The sequence below is a fragment of the Synechococcus sp. UW179A genome, assembly GCF_900473965.1.
Classification (GTDB): Bacteria; Cyanobacteriota; Cyanobacteriia; order PCC-6307; family Cyanobiaceae; genus Synechococcus_C.
The window spans coordinates 17,225-31,302 of the sequence record NZ_UCNJ01000030.1 but is presented as its reverse complement, the minus strand read 5'-3'; the positions used below and the strand labels follow the sequence as shown (position 1 = coordinate 31,302).

19 protein-coding genes are annotated in these 14,078 nt (G+C 58.1%); 8 read left to right on the top strand and 11 right to left on the bottom strand.

The genetic code is table 11. The features are described 5' to 3' along the window. Positions 1-4: 4 nt before the first annotated feature. Entirely contained in the window at positions 5-949 is a 945-nt protein-coding gene (locus DXY31_RS14140) for a TIGR01777 family oxidoreductase (RefSeq protein WP_114994378.1), read from the top strand. Here DXY31_RS14140 and DXY31_RS14135 read toward each other — a convergent pair. The 4 genes from DXY31_RS14135 to DXY31_RS14120 all read right to left on the bottom strand — a co-directional run bounded on the left by DXY31_RS14135 (position 885) and on the right by DXY31_RS14120 (position 3,257). Next, positions 885-1,160, bottom strand: a complete 276-nt coding sequence (locus tag DXY31_RS14135; protein WP_114994377.1) for a hypothetical protein — start codon at positions 1,158-1,160, stop codon at positions 885-887. The genes DXY31_RS14140 and DXY31_RS14135 overlap by 65 nt on opposite strands. Next, positions 1,157-2,362: a lipid-A-disaccharide synthase-related protein gene (locus DXY31_RS14130; RefSeq protein WP_114994376.1), complete on the bottom strand. Its 1,206-nt coding sequence runs from the start codon at positions 2,360-2,362 to the stop codon at positions 1,157-1,159. The genes DXY31_RS14135 and DXY31_RS14130 overlap by 4 nt, the downstream gene beginning before the upstream one ends. Position 2,363: 1 nt before the next feature. Continuing rightward, positions 2,364-2,783: a M48 family metallopeptidase gene (locus DXY31_RS14125; protein WP_114994375.1), complete on the bottom strand. Its 420-nt coding sequence runs from the start codon at positions 2,781-2,783 to the stop codon at positions 2,364-2,366. A 63-nt stretch (positions 2,784-2,846) separates the two neighbouring features. Next, positions 2,847-3,257, bottom strand: a complete 411-nt coding sequence (locus DXY31_RS14120) for an iron-sulfur cluster assembly accessory protein (RefSeq protein ID WP_114994374.1) — start codon at positions 3,255-3,257, stop codon at positions 2,847-2,849. Between the two features lie 111 nt (positions 3,258-3,368). On the opposite strand from DXY31_RS14120, the gene zds reads away from it, so the two are divergent. From zds to DXY31_RS14105, 3 genes are read left to right on the top strand one after another with little or no spacing between them, the layout of a single operon-like run. Then, entirely contained in the window at positions 3,369-4,835 is a 1,467-nt protein-coding gene (zds, locus tag DXY31_RS14115) for a 9,9'-di-cis-zeta-carotene desaturase (RefSeq protein WP_114994373.1), read from the top strand. A 4-nt stretch (positions 4,836-4,839) separates the two neighbouring features. Beyond that, positions 4,840-5,289 (top strand): SRPBCC family protein, encoded by a 450-nt coding sequence (locus DXY31_RS14110; RefSeq protein ID WP_114994372.1) that lies wholly within the window; start codon positions 4,840-4,842, stop codon positions 5,287-5,289. Then, positions 5,240-5,815, top strand: coding sequence for a hypothetical protein (locus DXY31_RS14105; RefSeq protein WP_170953721.1), 576 nt, complete (start codon positions 5,240-5,242; stop codon positions 5,813-5,815). Before DXY31_RS14110 ends, DXY31_RS14105 begins: the two co-directional genes overlap by 50 nt. Here DXY31_RS14105 and DXY31_RS14100 read toward each other — a convergent pair. From DXY31_RS14100 to DXY31_RS14080, 5 genes are all read right to left on the bottom strand, one after another. After that, positions 5,794-6,603, bottom strand: a complete 810-nt coding sequence (locus DXY31_RS14100) for a uroporphyrinogen-III synthase (protein ID WP_114994370.1) — start codon at positions 6,601-6,603, stop codon at positions 5,794-5,796. The genes DXY31_RS14105 and DXY31_RS14100 overlap by 22 nt on opposite strands. Then, complete coding sequence (locus tag DXY31_RS14095; RefSeq protein ID WP_114994393.1) at positions 6,600-7,811, bottom strand: glycosyltransferase family 2 protein; 1,212 nt, start codon at positions 7,809-7,811, stop codon at positions 6,600-6,602. The genes DXY31_RS14100 and DXY31_RS14095 overlap by 4 nt, the downstream gene beginning before the upstream one ends. Before the next feature lie 69 nt (positions 7,812-7,880). After that, a complete protein-coding gene (locus DXY31_RS14090) occupies positions 7,881-9,503 on the bottom strand; it encodes a glycoside hydrolase family 3 N-terminal domain-containing protein (protein ID WP_114994369.1) in 1,623 nt (540 codons plus the stop codon). Beyond that, complete coding sequence (gene rbfA, locus DXY31_RS14085) at positions 9,496-9,912, bottom strand: 30S ribosome-binding factor RbfA (RefSeq protein WP_114994368.1); 417 nt, start codon at positions 9,910-9,912, stop codon at positions 9,496-9,498. Before rbfA ends, DXY31_RS14090 begins: the two co-directional genes overlap by 8 nt. Position 9,913: 1 nt before the next feature. After that, positions 9,914-10,120, bottom strand: a complete 207-nt coding sequence (locus DXY31_RS14080; RefSeq protein WP_114994367.1) for a DUF751 family protein — start codon at positions 10,118-10,120, stop codon at positions 9,914-9,916. A gap of 447 nt (positions 10,121-10,567) precedes the next feature. On the opposite strand from DXY31_RS14080, the gene DXY31_RS14075 reads away from it, so the two are divergent. From DXY31_RS14075 to DXY31_RS14065, 3 genes are all read left to right on the top strand, one after another. Further along, positions 10,568-10,783, top strand: coding sequence for a hypothetical protein (locus tag DXY31_RS14075; protein ID WP_114994366.1), 216 nt, complete (start codon positions 10,568-10,570; stop codon positions 10,781-10,783). Between the two features lie 150 nt (positions 10,784-10,933). Next, complete coding sequence (locus tag DXY31_RS14070) at positions 10,934-11,686, top strand: putative 2OG-Fe(II) oxygenase (protein WP_114994365.1); 753 nt, start codon at positions 10,934-10,936, stop codon at positions 11,684-11,686. Positions 11,687-11,780: 94 nt separating this feature from the next. Next, complete coding sequence (locus DXY31_RS14065) at positions 11,781-12,509, top strand: glutathione S-transferase family protein (RefSeq protein ID WP_114994364.1); 729 nt, start codon at positions 11,781-11,783, stop codon at positions 12,507-12,509. Here the strand turns inward: DXY31_RS14065 and DXY31_RS14060 are convergent. After that, positions 12,481-13,191, bottom strand: coding sequence for a DUF6816 family protein (locus tag DXY31_RS14060; RefSeq protein WP_244279829.1), 711 nt, complete (start codon positions 13,189-13,191; stop codon positions 12,481-12,483). The genes DXY31_RS14065 and DXY31_RS14060 overlap by 29 nt on opposite strands. Between DXY31_RS14060 and DXY31_RS14055 the strand changes: the two genes are divergently transcribed. Beyond that, complete coding sequence (locus tag DXY31_RS14055; RefSeq protein ID WP_114994392.1) at positions 13,190-13,453, top strand: chlororespiratory reduction protein 7; 264 nt, start codon at positions 13,190-13,192, stop codon at positions 13,451-13,453. The genes DXY31_RS14060 and DXY31_RS14055 overlap by 2 nt on opposite strands. A gap of 7 nt (positions 13,454-13,460) precedes the next feature. Here DXY31_RS14055 and DXY31_RS14050 read toward each other — a convergent pair whose 3' ends face one another. Continuing rightward, complete coding sequence (locus tag DXY31_RS14050) at positions 13,461-14,060, bottom strand: shikimate kinase (protein WP_371639476.1); 600 nt, start codon at positions 14,058-14,060, stop codon at positions 13,461-13,463. Between the last annotated feature and the right edge of the window lie 18 nt (positions 14,061-14,078).

Genomic DNA, 14,078 nt, shown 5'->3' with positions numbered 1-14,078 from the left:
TGCCATGCGCCTTCTGCTGATCGGATGCACGGGCTTGGTCGGCCGTGGTCTGATTCCCGTTCTGCAGGCCGCCGGTCATCAACTCACCATCGTTAGCCGCCGAGCTTCGCCGGCTGGCTTCTCAGCTGAAGTTGCAAGAGACCTTCAGTGGATTGAGGTGGATCCAGCTGTGGAGTCCAGCTGGGCTGCGTCCACGCCTCTGCATGATGCGCTGACTGTTAGTGACGGCGTTGTGAATCTCGCCGGTGAACCGATCGCAGAGCAGCGCTGGACTGTCCAGCACCTAGAGACATTGGAATCCAGTCGTCTGGGCACAACGCGTCATCTGGTGAGTGCCCTGGCCACCCTGGCTAAGCCTCCATCTGTGCTGGTGAATGCCTCTGCTGTTGGCTATTTCGGCAGCAGTCTTGATGGCCGCTTCGAGGAGAGCAGCCCGACCGGTCAGGATTTTCTTGCACGTCTTTGTCAGAAGTGGGAGCAGGCTGCTGCTGAAAAGCCAGCAGCAACTCGGCTCGTGGTGCTGCGAATCGGCATCGTTTTGTCAGCAGATGGTGGGGCTCTTGCCAAAATGCTGCCCGTTTTCCGCGCAGGCTTTGGTGGCCCGATCGGTTCTGGTCAGCAGTGGATGAGCTGGATTGAACGTGGCGATTTATGCCGGATCATTCAGAGTGCTCTGGAACAAGACTCCTGGTCTGGAGTAATCAATGCCGTGGCTCCCGACCCTGTGACCATGGCAGTCTTTGCTGGAAGTCTTGGCCGTTGTCTCGGCAGACCAAGTCTTCTGCCGGTGCCAGGACCCATGCTGCAGCTGCTGCTGGGTGATGGTTCAAAGGTGGTTCTGGAGGGTCAGTTCGTGAGTTCGAGTCGGCTCGGCCAACTGGGATTCAACTTCCGCTGTCCGACCCTGCCCGTTGCACTCGACGTTGCCACCAGCTCCAGCAACCGCTGAGCACAGCAGCGCCCATGAGCAGGCCGATGGCGGGCGTGAACAAAGGTTCCCACAGGCGCATGAACACTCGCATCGGCGCTTCTAAACCTTGACTGCTGCCGATAATCGCGACTGCGAACCAACCAGCACCGGCGATCACCAGGAAGACATTCAGAACAAGGACGCGGTCCAGCCAGCGCTTCCAGATGGGTTCGTTGTTCGGTTTGCTCATTCGGACGCCCGCAGTAGTTGCGAGATCGATGCCGCCATCCTGGCCCCGCCGCCGGCCTCACCGAGGCGGTTCAGCGCGACGTCCTGGCACAGGCGCTGCAGCTGCTGATCAAGGTGGCTGCGCTCCAGAAGTTCGAGGGCTAATGCCGCAGTGCGTTGGAGGGTCGTTGCCGTGCCCGCCTCGCCATCCACACAAAACACCGTCGGGCCCAGCAAACGGCGCTGAGCCTCCGCGAATCCTGCTGTGAACTGAGGCCCTTCACCCACCAGCTGCAGGACCGGTCTGGCCAGCCCCACGGCTTGTTCGGCTGCTGTTCCTGCCATGCACAGCAGAAGATCGGAACTGTGCAGGACAGCTCCAAACCCTCCCCTGCGGATCTGCACCCGATGAGCATCTTCACGCACGAGAGTTGTCGCCCCGCTATCGGCAGTTTTGAGGCTCCAGCCGATCGGTGCAACCAGCTCTGAAAGTGCAGCGTCGGCCAGGGAGGACACCAGTGCCAGCTCGAGCTGCAGCTCACCATTGCTCAGCAATGCTGCCGGCAGATGTTCAACCACTCCCAGCAAAAGGACCAGATTCTCCTCTAGCTCAGGCCGGCGGCTTCCCGGCAGTAGTCCCAGTCGCCGGCTTGCGTTTGGCAGGCGTCGATCGTCTCTCAGGATCGGATCCATGAACGGGTTGCCCAGAAACCTGACTGGCTTTCGCAGCTGTGCGCTTAGATCGTCCGCACTGAGCTGGTCCCGGCTAAATACCGCCTGAAAGCGAGGGCTGCGCAAGCACTCAGCGCATGGCCATGGCAAGCGCAACTTTCCCTCATAGTGACTTGAGTACGCCACCAGATAGGTGGCCACAGGCCTTCTGCAGAGCCAGGCGGCCATCACCGGAATCACATCTCCAATCACCACAACCTGGTCGTAACGGTGGGCGATGCGCAGCAACCTCAGCAGGCGGCGCAGTAGATAGACCACCTGTCCCTGCAACAGCTCGGTCAGACGTCCGCGCAAGCTGGTGTAACCAAGGCCACCCGTGCTGAATTCCTGAGTGCCTCCGATCAGTGCAATGCCAGCGTCCCGATAAGGCTGTCCCTTGCCAACCAAGGGAAGAGCGTCCACTGCATGGCCTTCGTACTGGAGTGCCTGTCCCAGCAGAGCACCGGAAAGATCTTCTCCATGGCCGTTGCTGAGCAGCAGCAGTCGGCCCACTTCAGAGCTCCAGCCAGGCCTTCACCTTGAGCAGCGCCGACCAGTCCGGTCGGCGTTTAAGACCATCTTCGATGGATTCTTTCAGCTCAGCCCCCACTTCCGGTGCAAGAGCCACCACCTTCTGAACCACTTCAATCTGATCTCTCACGCCTTTGGCTTTTGTTTCCAGCATCGCCAGACACAAATTGATCCGGGCCTGAGGATCCTGATTGTTGAGCTTCACCGCCATCCGCGCAGACCGAAGGGCCTCTTCGGACTGATCGCTCAGCAACTGAAGCCACGCCAGACAAGTCCAGCCTGCCGACTGGCGAGGGGCAGCTGAGGTGATGGTTTCAAAATCAGCGAGTAACTCCTGAGCCGGAGCTCCTTGCTGGTAACGGTTCATCGCCTGCTGGAAGAGACTTTCCTGGCTGGACTCCATGGAGTGCTGATCGGTCGGGCAATGCCTTCAGATTCCCACAGCAGCCAGATGCTCACTGATCGGTCAAACGGCGAAGGAACTTCCGCAGCCGCAGGTTTGGGTGGCGTTGGGGTTGGTGAAATTGAAACCGCCGCCAATCAACGCTGTGCTGAAGTCCAATTGCATGCCGTAGATGTAAAGCAGGCTTTTGGGATCACAGATCACTTCAAAGCAGGCGCCATCAGGTGCTTCGTATTGATAGCGCTCATCATCTTTATCAATGTCTGATGAAGGCACGAAATCCATCGTGTAACTCATGCCGCTGCAGCCTCCCGAGCGCACGCCCACTCTCAGAACCTGTTGGCTTCCTTGGTCGGTGCACAGTCTGGCCAGCTGCTGCATGGCAGGCCCTGTAATCAGGATGCCCTTGCCGTCTCTGGCGGTGTGAGACTCACTGGAGGTTGCGGTCTCAGCTGTGATTTCGCTGCTGGACATTGGAGGCAGTGGCACGAGGACCTATCTTCACTTTATGAACCTTTCAGTTGTTCTGCCTAAAGCAGTTCAGCCTGATCAATTCATAGAGTCCTCGCAGTTGCACTCATAACGGTGCGGGTCGCGATTGTGGGTTCTGGGCTGGCTGGCCTCTCCGCTGCTGTGGATCTGGTGGATGCAGGCCATGAGGTGAATCTCTATGAGGCTCGTCCTTTCATGGGCGGGAAGGTGGGCAGCTGGGTGGATCCGGATGGCAACCACATCGAAATGGGGTTGCATGTCTTCTTTTTCAATTACGCCAACCTGTTCGCACTGATGCGCAAGGTGGGCGCTTTCGACAATCTCTTGCCCAAGGATCACACTCATTTGTTTGTGAACCAAGGTGGAGACTTGCGGGAACTGGATTTCCGATTCCCTGTCGGTGCGCCTTTCAACGGTCTCAAAGCGTTCTTCACCACCCCTCAGCTGGGTTGGATCGACAAACTGCGCAACGCTCTCGCCCTTGGTACAAGTCCGATTGTCAGAGGCCTGGTGGATTACGAAGGCGCGATGCGCACGATCCGAGCTCTGGATTCAGTCAGCTTCAAGGACTGGTTCGTGGGGCATGGCGGCAGTCCAGAGAGCATCCGCAGGATGTGGAACCCGATCGCCTACGCGCTTGGTTTCATCGACTGTGAAACGATTTCCGCCCGCTGCATGTTGACCATTTTCATGATGTTTGCGGCCAAAACCGAAGCCTCCAAACTCAACCTGCTCAAGGGTTCACCCCATCGTTGGTTGACCGGTCCCATTCTTGATTACATCCAACAGCGTGGAGGCAAGCTGCATCTACGCCATCCGGTGAAGCAAGTCGAGTTCAGTCAGGGAGATCAACCCGAAGTCACGGGCTTGAAGTTGAGCACCCCTGATGGCGAACGAAATGTTATTGCTGATGCCTATTTGGCCGCTTGTGACGTGCCTGGCATCCAGCGTTTGCTTCCAGAGGAATGGCGTCGTTTTCCGCAATTTGAGGCCATTCATCATCTCGAAGCGGTGCCCGTGGCCACTGTTCAGTTGCGCTACGACGGTTGGGTGACTGAATTGGGTGATAGTAATGGTGAGAGTCGTGGCGACCTCAGTCACCCGGCAGGTCTGAACAATTTGCTCTACACCGCAGATGCCGACTTCAGCTGTTTTGCGGATCTTGCCTTGGCCAGCCCCGAGGATTACCGCAAGCAAGGTGAGGGGTCGTTGCTGCAGTGCGTCCTGACGCCTGGCGATCCTTGGATGCGTAAGTCTGTTAAAGACATTGTTGAACACACTGATCGTCAGGTTCGAGAGCTATTTCCATCCGCCGCAAATCTCACACTCACTTGGAGCAACGTGGTGAAGCTGGCACAGTCCCTCTACAGGGAAGCGCCAGGGATGGAGCCTTACCGTCCTGACCAGAGCACACCGGTCAGCAATTTTTATTTAGCCGGGAGCTACACGCGCCAGGATTACATCGACTCGATGGAAGGAGCCACCATGAGCGGACATCTGGCCGCTGCCGCCATCCTGGGGCAACCGGCTCGACTTGCCGTTAACTCCGCAGTGGCCTGAACCGATGGGACGTTGGCTTGAACATTCCGTAACCACTGAAGTTAAGGCTCCCGTTGATCGGGTTTGGCATGTCTGGAGCGATCTTGAGGCTATGCCCAAGTGGATGCGCTGGATTGAATCCGTTAAAACCCTCGACGATCCTGACCTCACTGACTGGACATTGGCCGCTCAGGGTTTCCGTTTTCATTGGAAAGCCCGAATCACCCAGAGAGTTGAAGCTCAGCAACTCCATTGGGAATCGGTGGGAGGTCTCCCCACCAAAGGAGGGGTGCGCTTCTACGCCGAACAGCCTCAGGTCACGGCGGTGAAACTCAGCGTTACCTACGAACTCCCAGGTGTCCTTGCTCCCTTGATGGAACCCAGCATCCTCGGTGGAATCGTGACGAAGGAACTTCAGGCGAACCTTGACCGATTCCGAGACCTGGTGGAAAGCGGATACGCAGCCCAGAGCTGAGGTGACTAGTCCTCGCAGTCCAGCCTCAGTTTCTTTTGCCGCTTGGCTTCTGACGTTCGCTTTGGTAGGCCTCAGCGGATGTGGAGAGGCAGAGAACGCCCAGTCATCATCCGATGCGATTTCGCCTGATGCGCCCGTTGCTGAGTTGTCTCCGCCCCAACCTTCCACAGCTGCGACTGGACTGATCCCCCTGCCTACTCGTGAACAGGTCTTGTCATCGGTGCCGGAGGGGCGAGAAGACCCTTTCTCACCCATCGTTGGCGAGTCGTCGCAGGCTATTGCTCCGGACACGGCAACCGGTCCGGATTTCAAGGTGAAGGGTGTGGTGGCAGTCGGTGCTGAACTGCGAGCGCTTGTCAGCGTCTCTGAACTGTCAGGGACGGTCTGCGTCGGTCCCCGTGGTCGTTGCCCCGGTGATGCAGTGGCCCTTCTGCCGAAGGGCTGGACCGTGAACAGCATCGATTTGGATCGAGGTTGTTTGAGTCTTTCAATCTCCAAAGAGTCTCAGCGACTCTGCATTGCCTGAACGCAGGCCTGTACCAGTCCTTCCAGGTCGTGAGGGGTGGCCTCCTGATCCACTTTGCCGAGCAGTTCCCTGCAGCGTTGGCTGGTCTGTGGACCGATCGAGACGACAGCAGGCTTACTGAACAGCTGCTCAGTGCCTGAACTTCCGAGCGCGTTCTCCAGTAGCTGCACGGTGTGGGTCACGGTTTTACCGCTGCTGAAGCTGATGACGTCGACGTCTCCATTTTCCAGAGCTTTAAGGGTGTCTGGCGGAATGGATGTTGGGCAGCGGGATTCATAGGCTGCCACTTCCACCACCCGTGAGCCCGCCTCTCCGAAGGCTTCTGCCAGCAGTGTGCGTCCGCCGCTCTGCACCCTCGGCAGCAGGATTCTTAACCCCCAGCCAGAGACAGGAAAATGGTCGATCAGGCTGTCGGCCACGAATGTGGGTGGCACGAAATCAGCCGGTGCCCCGAGTTCTTCCAGCCGCCGAGCGGTTTTCCGCCCCACGGCCGCGATTTTGAGGCTTTCAGGGCGTTGCATCAGTCCCTTGCCTCTGAGCTGCAGTCGAGCCTCTACCGCGTCAACACCGTTGGCACTGGAAACAATCAACCAGTGAAAGTTCTCCAGCTCGGCGAGGGCATCATCAAGGGGAGCCCAGCTGTCAGGCGGGCCGATTTCCAGAGCCGGCAGGTCGAGAACCCTTGCACCAAGAGACTCCAGCAGCCTGCGGCCTTCGCTCTGCTGTTCGCGGGCACGTGTGATCACCACCGTGTGTCCCTGCAACGGCAGGCGTTGATCGCTGCTCATGCGCTGGCCTCATCGTCCAGCTTCACCAGTCCATGCACCTGGGCCTGCAGGGCGGTGGCTTCTCCCAGTCGCTCCTGCTTGCGGAGTAGCGCGATGGCCTGGCGGAAGCCTGCACGTGCTCCATCGATATCTCCGCCCATCAGCCTTGCCACTGCAAGGTTCTGATGGCTTTCGGGGTGGGACGGATTCACGCTCAGGGATCGTTCGTATGCGTTGATCGCCGCCAGTAGGTCGCCTCGACGGCGTTCCATCAGGCCCAGGTTGTACCAGGCGAGCGCCACCTCGGGTGCCCGTTGGCAGGCGGTTGTGGTGAGCTGAATGGCTTCCTCGAGTTCATTGCGCTGCATCAGCAAGGCCGCCAGGTTGAGGCGTGCACCAAGGCTCAAACGAGTCTCCAGCGGTTGTTCAAGTGCTTGTCGGTAACACTTCACGGCAGCATCGCTGTCCTCGGTAGCCAGCGCGATTCCGAGATTGAGCAGCAGTTCATAGCGTTCAGCACTGCTGTCATCGCCTGCGGGCAACTGCTCAAGCCCGTGGCGAAGAAGGCTCAGCCCCCTGTCTCGGTTGCCGTCTCTAACCTCCAGAGCACCGAGCTTGGCGCAGGCATAGGGATCATTGGGTTGATCGTTCAGCCAGCTTTCCATCGATTGCCGCAGCCTTGCCGCTTTGTCGGATCCAGCCAGCAGATCCGGTCGATAACCCTCGTGTAGCAGGGCTGGTTCGGTGCAGTTGGCAATCCGCCAGCCGGGTTCTTTCTTGAGCAGCGCATCAACGCTCTCATCGATCATCGAGTGATAAGGCTTGCTCCATCGGATGCGTGGGTGTCGGCGAAATAGGCGGCTCACATTGGAGTAGGGAGCCATTGCTGCGCCCAGTTCGTGGCGCAGCAGATTGATCACCAGCACATCCGGTTGGGCCATCAAGGCTTTGAGCTGCGGGATTGCATCTGAGCGGAGCTGTTCGTCGGCATCGAGCACCAGGACCCAGTCACCCTTCACGAGCTCAAGGGCTGCATTGCGTGCCGGCGCAAAGTCTCCGGGCCAGTCCATCCTTTCCACCCGAGCGCCGCAGGCTTCTGCGATGGCGATGGTGCGATCCACTGAGCCGGTATCGAGGAGAACCATCTCATCCGCGAAGCCCTTCACAGAGCCGAGGCAGTCCTCGATCCGCGCTTCCTCATCGCGCACGATCATCGAGAGGCTGAGCATGTTGGTGAGGAGCACTGCCGCAGAGGCTAAGGCGGTTCCAACGGTGCGGTTTCGACAGGCTTCGTTTGTTTAGTCGGTGAAGTCTTGGCGTTCGTGCGCCTCCTCCTTCAACCCCAACATCTGATTCAACAGTTGCTGCTGCGCTTCAGGCATCTGCCCCGGGCTATACCCCGCAGCAATGCTGTCCGGGATGAGCCTGCGCAGAGTGTCCCAGCGGTAGGGACATCCATAGACCGCCAAACCCGAGAGGCGCTCAACTCGTAGCAACTGCTGGATGGCTTCAGCCCAAGATTCTTGGCGCTGCTGGCCGGCGCGGAATGGATTGCCGCGTAAAAACAACTGCAGAAAAACGGGACCCTCTCCCAGTCGCTCCAGATCAAGTGGCGCTGTGGGGTCCTGGTGATTGCTCCAGGGCTCAAGGCCCCTGTCATGGCAGATCAGAGCCTTGTACCCATGCCGTTCGGGTGTCGTAATTGCTGCGGCATTGGCGTGCAGAAATGGGCAGGGCAGAACGCCATCCACCCGGATCAAGCTCACCCCGTTCTGCTCAAGTTGGGTTGGAAGTTGAGGGCCTTGCAGCTCCAGCGAGTTGTTGATGAGCTCCATGCACAACGCACGGTCCGTTGCTGTTTCCAGGTCGACTTCGTTGGCGTTGGCAGCAGAGGAGGGCTTCTTAATGCCTTGCAGGGCTTCTGTTCGTCTCTTCAGCGACTCGTGAAGGCGGGGTTCAGGGATCCTGCCGTCGGCCAGTGCTGCGCAGATTGCATCAATCGCTGCATCGGCATCCGCGGGCATCAGGATCAGATCTGCTCCAGCGGCGAAGGCCAGAACCGCAGCTTCTCCAGGACCTGCTCTGCTGCTGATGGCCTCCATCACCAGTGCGTCGGTCACAACGAGGCCAGTAAAACCAAGCTCTGTTCGCAGCAGATCTGTCAGCACCGCTCGCGACAAGGTCGCTGGCTGCGCGTCGTCCAGTGCCGGAACCAGCAAATGTGCTGTCATCACACTGGCGACCCCCGAGTCAATCAGTCGCCGGAACGGCACCAGTTCCACCTGGTCGAGCCGGCTGCGTTCGTGGTTGATCAGAGGCAGTTCCAGGTGGGAATCCTGGTCTGTATCGCCGTGACCGGGAAAATGCTTGGCGCAGCCCAGCACGCCAGCGGCGTTGAGGCCTCGTTGAAACGCTGCCACCAGATCCGAAACAGACTCAGGCTGATCGCCCCATGCCCGCACGTTGATCACCGGGTTGTCCGGATTGCTGTTCACATCGCAGACCGGAGCCAACACCCAGTTGAGGCCGCATCGTTGTGCCTGATCCCCGGTTGTGCGGCCGTAACGCTCTGCCAGTTTCAGAGCCTGTTCCGGGTTTGTTTGATGGAGCCTGCCCAGTGCCATCGGTGGCGCCAACCAGGTGGCACCTGAGAATCTCTGTCCAATTCCTTCCTCCACGTCGGCGCAGAGAAGCAGGTCTTCGCTGTCGCTCCAGCTGCGGAGCATGCGGCATCGTTGCTGCAGTTCCATGGCTGTGCCGCCCAGCAGGATCACCCCGCCAACACCTGATTTGAGCAGCCTCTGCAGCTCACCATTGGAATGTTCCCAGCACGGGTACTGACGTTGCCGGTCTTCGGCATGGCCGCTGGCACGAATCACTAGAAGCTGGGCAACGGCCCTGCGACGCTCAGCTTCAGTCATTGAAGTTGGGAGACTCGGGCTCGTTGCTGCCGGAAGAGGGGCTGCCCTTCACCTCTCGCTCCCGCTCAAGTTCTCCGAGCAGGTGTAGAACGTTGGTTCCCTTCTCCAGCCCGAGGTCGAGGTGGAAAACCACTTCAGGGGCTCGTCTCATCTGCAGACGTCGACCCAATTCTCCCCTCAGGTAGCCACTTGCTGCCTGCAGACCGTCCATGACCTCGTTGCGACCATCGTTGTCTGCCAGGACGCTGACAAAAATCTTGCAGTGTTGAAGGTCGCCGCTGACCTCAACATTCGTGATGCTTACCAAGCCCTGATGCACGCGCTCATCACGAATGCCACTGATCAGCAGTTCACTGATCTCTCGCCGGATGAGGGCTGCCACGCGTTCAACCCGACGTCCCGGGGCCATGTCAGCTCTGCGGTGCTGAAGACACCATGGCACGCAGGACAAAGCTCAGACTGAGGAAGCCACTGATCAAAGCCCCGATCAGGGCAATAGCGGTCACCGGGTTGCTGCGACGACGGGCGAGTGGTTCTGCCACTGAATTAATCACGCCCAGGCTGAAAGCGATTAGGTAGCGCGGATAGCGCGTCACATTGATGAAAAATTCTTTCATGGCCAGTTATCGCAGGGTTTCTTGTTGATTCGGGTGCTTCCGCAATGGCTGAGACTTGCTGCAGAGGAGAGCGTGCTCAACGACAAGCATGTTCTCAATAAGAGGGGCTTACTGACACATTTCAGTCTATCTGGAGTAAATACAGAAGAAGAACGAACTTCTGACTTAGGGGCTTTTCACCTAGTTGAAAGGGGCTCCGGAACACCTCAGAGGTAAATGAATCATTTGATACAGCAGCTAGTGATCTTTGTTGGTCCAATTAACCAGAGGTTAACCACCTCTTAATCACACCAAGACTGGGGGAGTCGGTAGCGAGTCTCCTTTTTTTGACCTTTCATGCTTTGAGCAGTTCTGTTTGATGAGGCCTTTTGGTATTGGCTTGAACAGCTTCAGCCTCAGTAGGCGACGTGATTGCTAAGGAGGGATTGAATGTTGTTGAGCTTGGGAATGAAAGGTTTACTTCTTTTCAAGGCGTTGCTTCTGCTCGGGTTCTGCGGTGGCGCCTACGCCGGATCAGTCACGGTTGAGGGTGTGGATCGAGAGATCACCATTAATCAGGCGCAGAGCAAAGTGCCCGAAGGCAAAAAGGTGACCGAAACCTCGTGCACCACCATTGAGGTCCGTTTGGATCCGAGATATCGCTGCACTGTGATTTGGGAGTGAAGCGACATCCGCTTCAGTCTTTCCATTGCTGCTCTGAGCTGGGTGATGAGCGACATCAGGCGCTGAATCAGCAATCAGGCAGTTTTCATCGCTGTGGACAGTTAGCTCAAGTTGTTGCTGGCACGATGAGAGGCAGTTTTTGCTTGAACCTTGGAGATCCTCGATCTTTTCCCGAGATCTATTTTCAAGGGCCACCTGCCTGAGCCGCTGTTGAATCAGCTGCTCAGCATCAGCGCCGATGTGCTGGCTCATCCTGGCGCCAGTCTTGACGCTTCAGCAAAGCTGGCTGGTCAGCTCAGCCAGCAAAGAGAGCTCAGTGGGGGCCATCCCGCGATCCAGCAGTTGTGTTCCACCCATGTGCTCCCTGCCTGTGACCGCTGGATCGCTCATGTGATGGGGCGTCAGCCTCCACAGGGCCGCGGGCCTTGGGTTCCTGGTCGTTATCAGCTGCAGATGGTTGATCTGTGGCTCAACTGTCAGCGAGCTGGGGACTACAACCCCACCCATACCCATGGGGGCAGTTTCTCTGGGGTGATCTTTCTGAAAGCGCCACCACAGATCAACGGCCAATGCTTTGACGGTCAGCTCTGCTTCCACGGTCCTGAGGATTGGCACCTGCAGTCGTTTCGTACGGGCATGGCTCACTACGTGTTGCCCGTGCCAGGGGAGTTCTATGTCTTCCCCGCCTGGCAACCCCACTCCGTTGCTCCCTTTCGGGGCGACGGAGAACGTTGGTCAATTGCCTTCAATGTGCTTGCTGTCCCGCTACAGGCTTCTAAGCCTGTCCAATCCGCTGGAGTCGTCACGAAGCAACGCATCGGGGCCGAATCGCCTCGAAGGTCTGAACCAACGTCAAAGAATGTCTCTCTTTCAAGTGGTCGAATAATGCCGAGGGGCTTCTGAGCAAGGCCCGGACCAGTTGCGTGGGCCGCTCCCTTGCTGATGGCGAGGTGCTGATCCCAATGGCTACCGTTCCAGCGCCTGAACCGGCTCGGACATGCTGGAGCTTCATCAGTTTCGTCACTCGGCTTTTTGTCTCAAGGTGCGGATGGCATTGCAAGCCAAGGGATTGAGTTTTCGCGAGGTTGAGGTCACGCCTGGCATTGGCCAGATTTCCCTGTTTCGGCTTTCCGGTCAGCGTCAGGTCCCTGTCCTTGTGGATGGGGATGAGGTTGTGTCTGATTCCAGTGCGATCTGCCGATATTTGGAGGAACTCAGGCATGAGCCGGCGTTGATTCCTGCTGATCCCCGCGAGCGTGCTCAGGTGCAATTGATTGAAGATTGGGCTGACACCACACTTGCTGCTGCAGTCAGGGCTGCGCTTCTTCAGGCGGCTGCTGATGATGCTCAGCTTCGGGACGTGCTGCTCCCGGATGATGTCCCCTCGCCGGTGCGCCAGGTGATGTCAGGTCTGCCAGGTGGTTGGCTCAGCAGTCTTGGAGAATTGCTCGGTCAAGAGCAGAGAGCTTCGATGCTCAGCAGTTTGTGCGCCGTTGCCGATGGCCTGGATCTCAACAGCTGTTTGGTTGGAGATGTCATCAGCCTTGCGGATCTTGCTGTTGCTGCCCAGTTGTCGCTGCTGCGTTTCCCTGCTTCTGCAGGAGATTCACTTGCCGGGCGAGGGGTCCCAGGCATCAGTGATCATCCCCATCTCCAGGATCTGTTTCGATGGAGAGATCACTTGGAGACCCGACTGATCAAACTTCATCCAGCCTCAGCGGTCTAAGCGTCAGCCTGAAACGGCTGCTGCGCCCCTCCAGTGTCTGATCGGTCTTTAGACCAGGTCCTGCATGACTCACCTGACGCTGGTCGGCGCAGATGTCCTGTCCACAGCGCTCATAGTGGGTGAGGGTCTCAATCCTGCTCAATCGTGGAGCACCCGGTCCGTGCAGGATTTGCAGAACAAGTTCATCGCTGAAGAAATCAGAGGCCGCCTTCGGACTCGTCTCTCGACGCCCGATCACTGTTGTTTCGAGTAGCACATCGTCTCGAAACCTCGCCAGCTGACGATTCACCTGATTGGGATCCTGTTCGACCGAAAGCAATTGCTCCCCAAGCAGAGCTTTCCCGACGGAGGCCGCGTTGTAAGGGCGGTCACCGATGAGTTCGCTGCGACGGTTTCGCAGGAAACGGACCTCATGCACAAGGGGCTGATCGTTGGGAATGGGTTGGCCTGAATCATCCAGTGCCTCGCTGGTCACCTGCCATGTCCCTGAAAACCAGTCGGGATAAATCAGGTCCTGTTTGGCGCGTGGACGGGGCAGAGGTGCCGGCAGTGACCATTGCGGCCAGCTTTCGAAACGCTGCTCAAGAAAGTCGATCCCGCGATCGCTAGCCGCAGTGGCGGACTGGACTGACAGAAACTGCAGCAGCATGGTGATCAGCAGTGTCAACAAAGGTTTTGCCATGTCCGACCCTCTGATTCGATCCCTTGATCACTATGTGGTGCTGGTGCCAGGCGAACCTGAACAGCTGCTGACAGCGGCCGACACGATGACATGGCTGGCCGGTCGGCTGCAGGATCTTGACCCCTGGCCCGCGGATCTCAGCAGTTGCGAAAGCCCGGAGCAAGCGGCACTTCGCTTGATGGATACAGCCTGTGAACTAGAGATTTCGCCTGGGATTGCTCTGCAGTGGTACGCGGTGCGTCTCGATCCACCCAATGCTTGAGTCTTGCTTAGTCAGGTCGTTCTTTGGGTGGATCTTGGATCAGCTCAGGCAGCAGCTGAATGATCCCGTTGGCAACGACGTCTGGTGTTTCTGATTCGATCACCACTGTCAGATCCGCCTCGTCGTAGAGGGGGCGTCGCTGCTTGAGGATCGCGTCAAGTGTTTTGGCAGGATCTTCCGTCATCAGTAGCGGACGCTGGTTGGAGTCGTCGTGCAAGCGTTGCAGCAGTTGACCGCGTTCGACATCGAGCCAAATCACAATGCCCTGGTGCATCATTCCCCAGTTTTCGGAACGCGTGACAACGCCGCCCCCGGTGGCCACGACAAGAGAATGACGTTCACTGATGGACCTCAGCACCTGCGTTTCAAGGGTGCGGAATTCCTCTTCACCGTCACGTTCAAAGATTTCGGAGATGGTGCAGCCGGCTACTTGCTCGATCACCGCATCCGCGTCCACGAATCCATATCCCAGCCTTTCCGCCAGAGGTCTGCCGGTGCTGGTTTTGCCGCTGCCCATCATTCCCACCAGGTAAAGACTGCGACCTCCCAGACGCTGCCGCAGAGTTGGAGTGGTCTCCGCCATGACTCGGAATTGCCCGTAGCTCATTAGGATGCCTGTTGACCG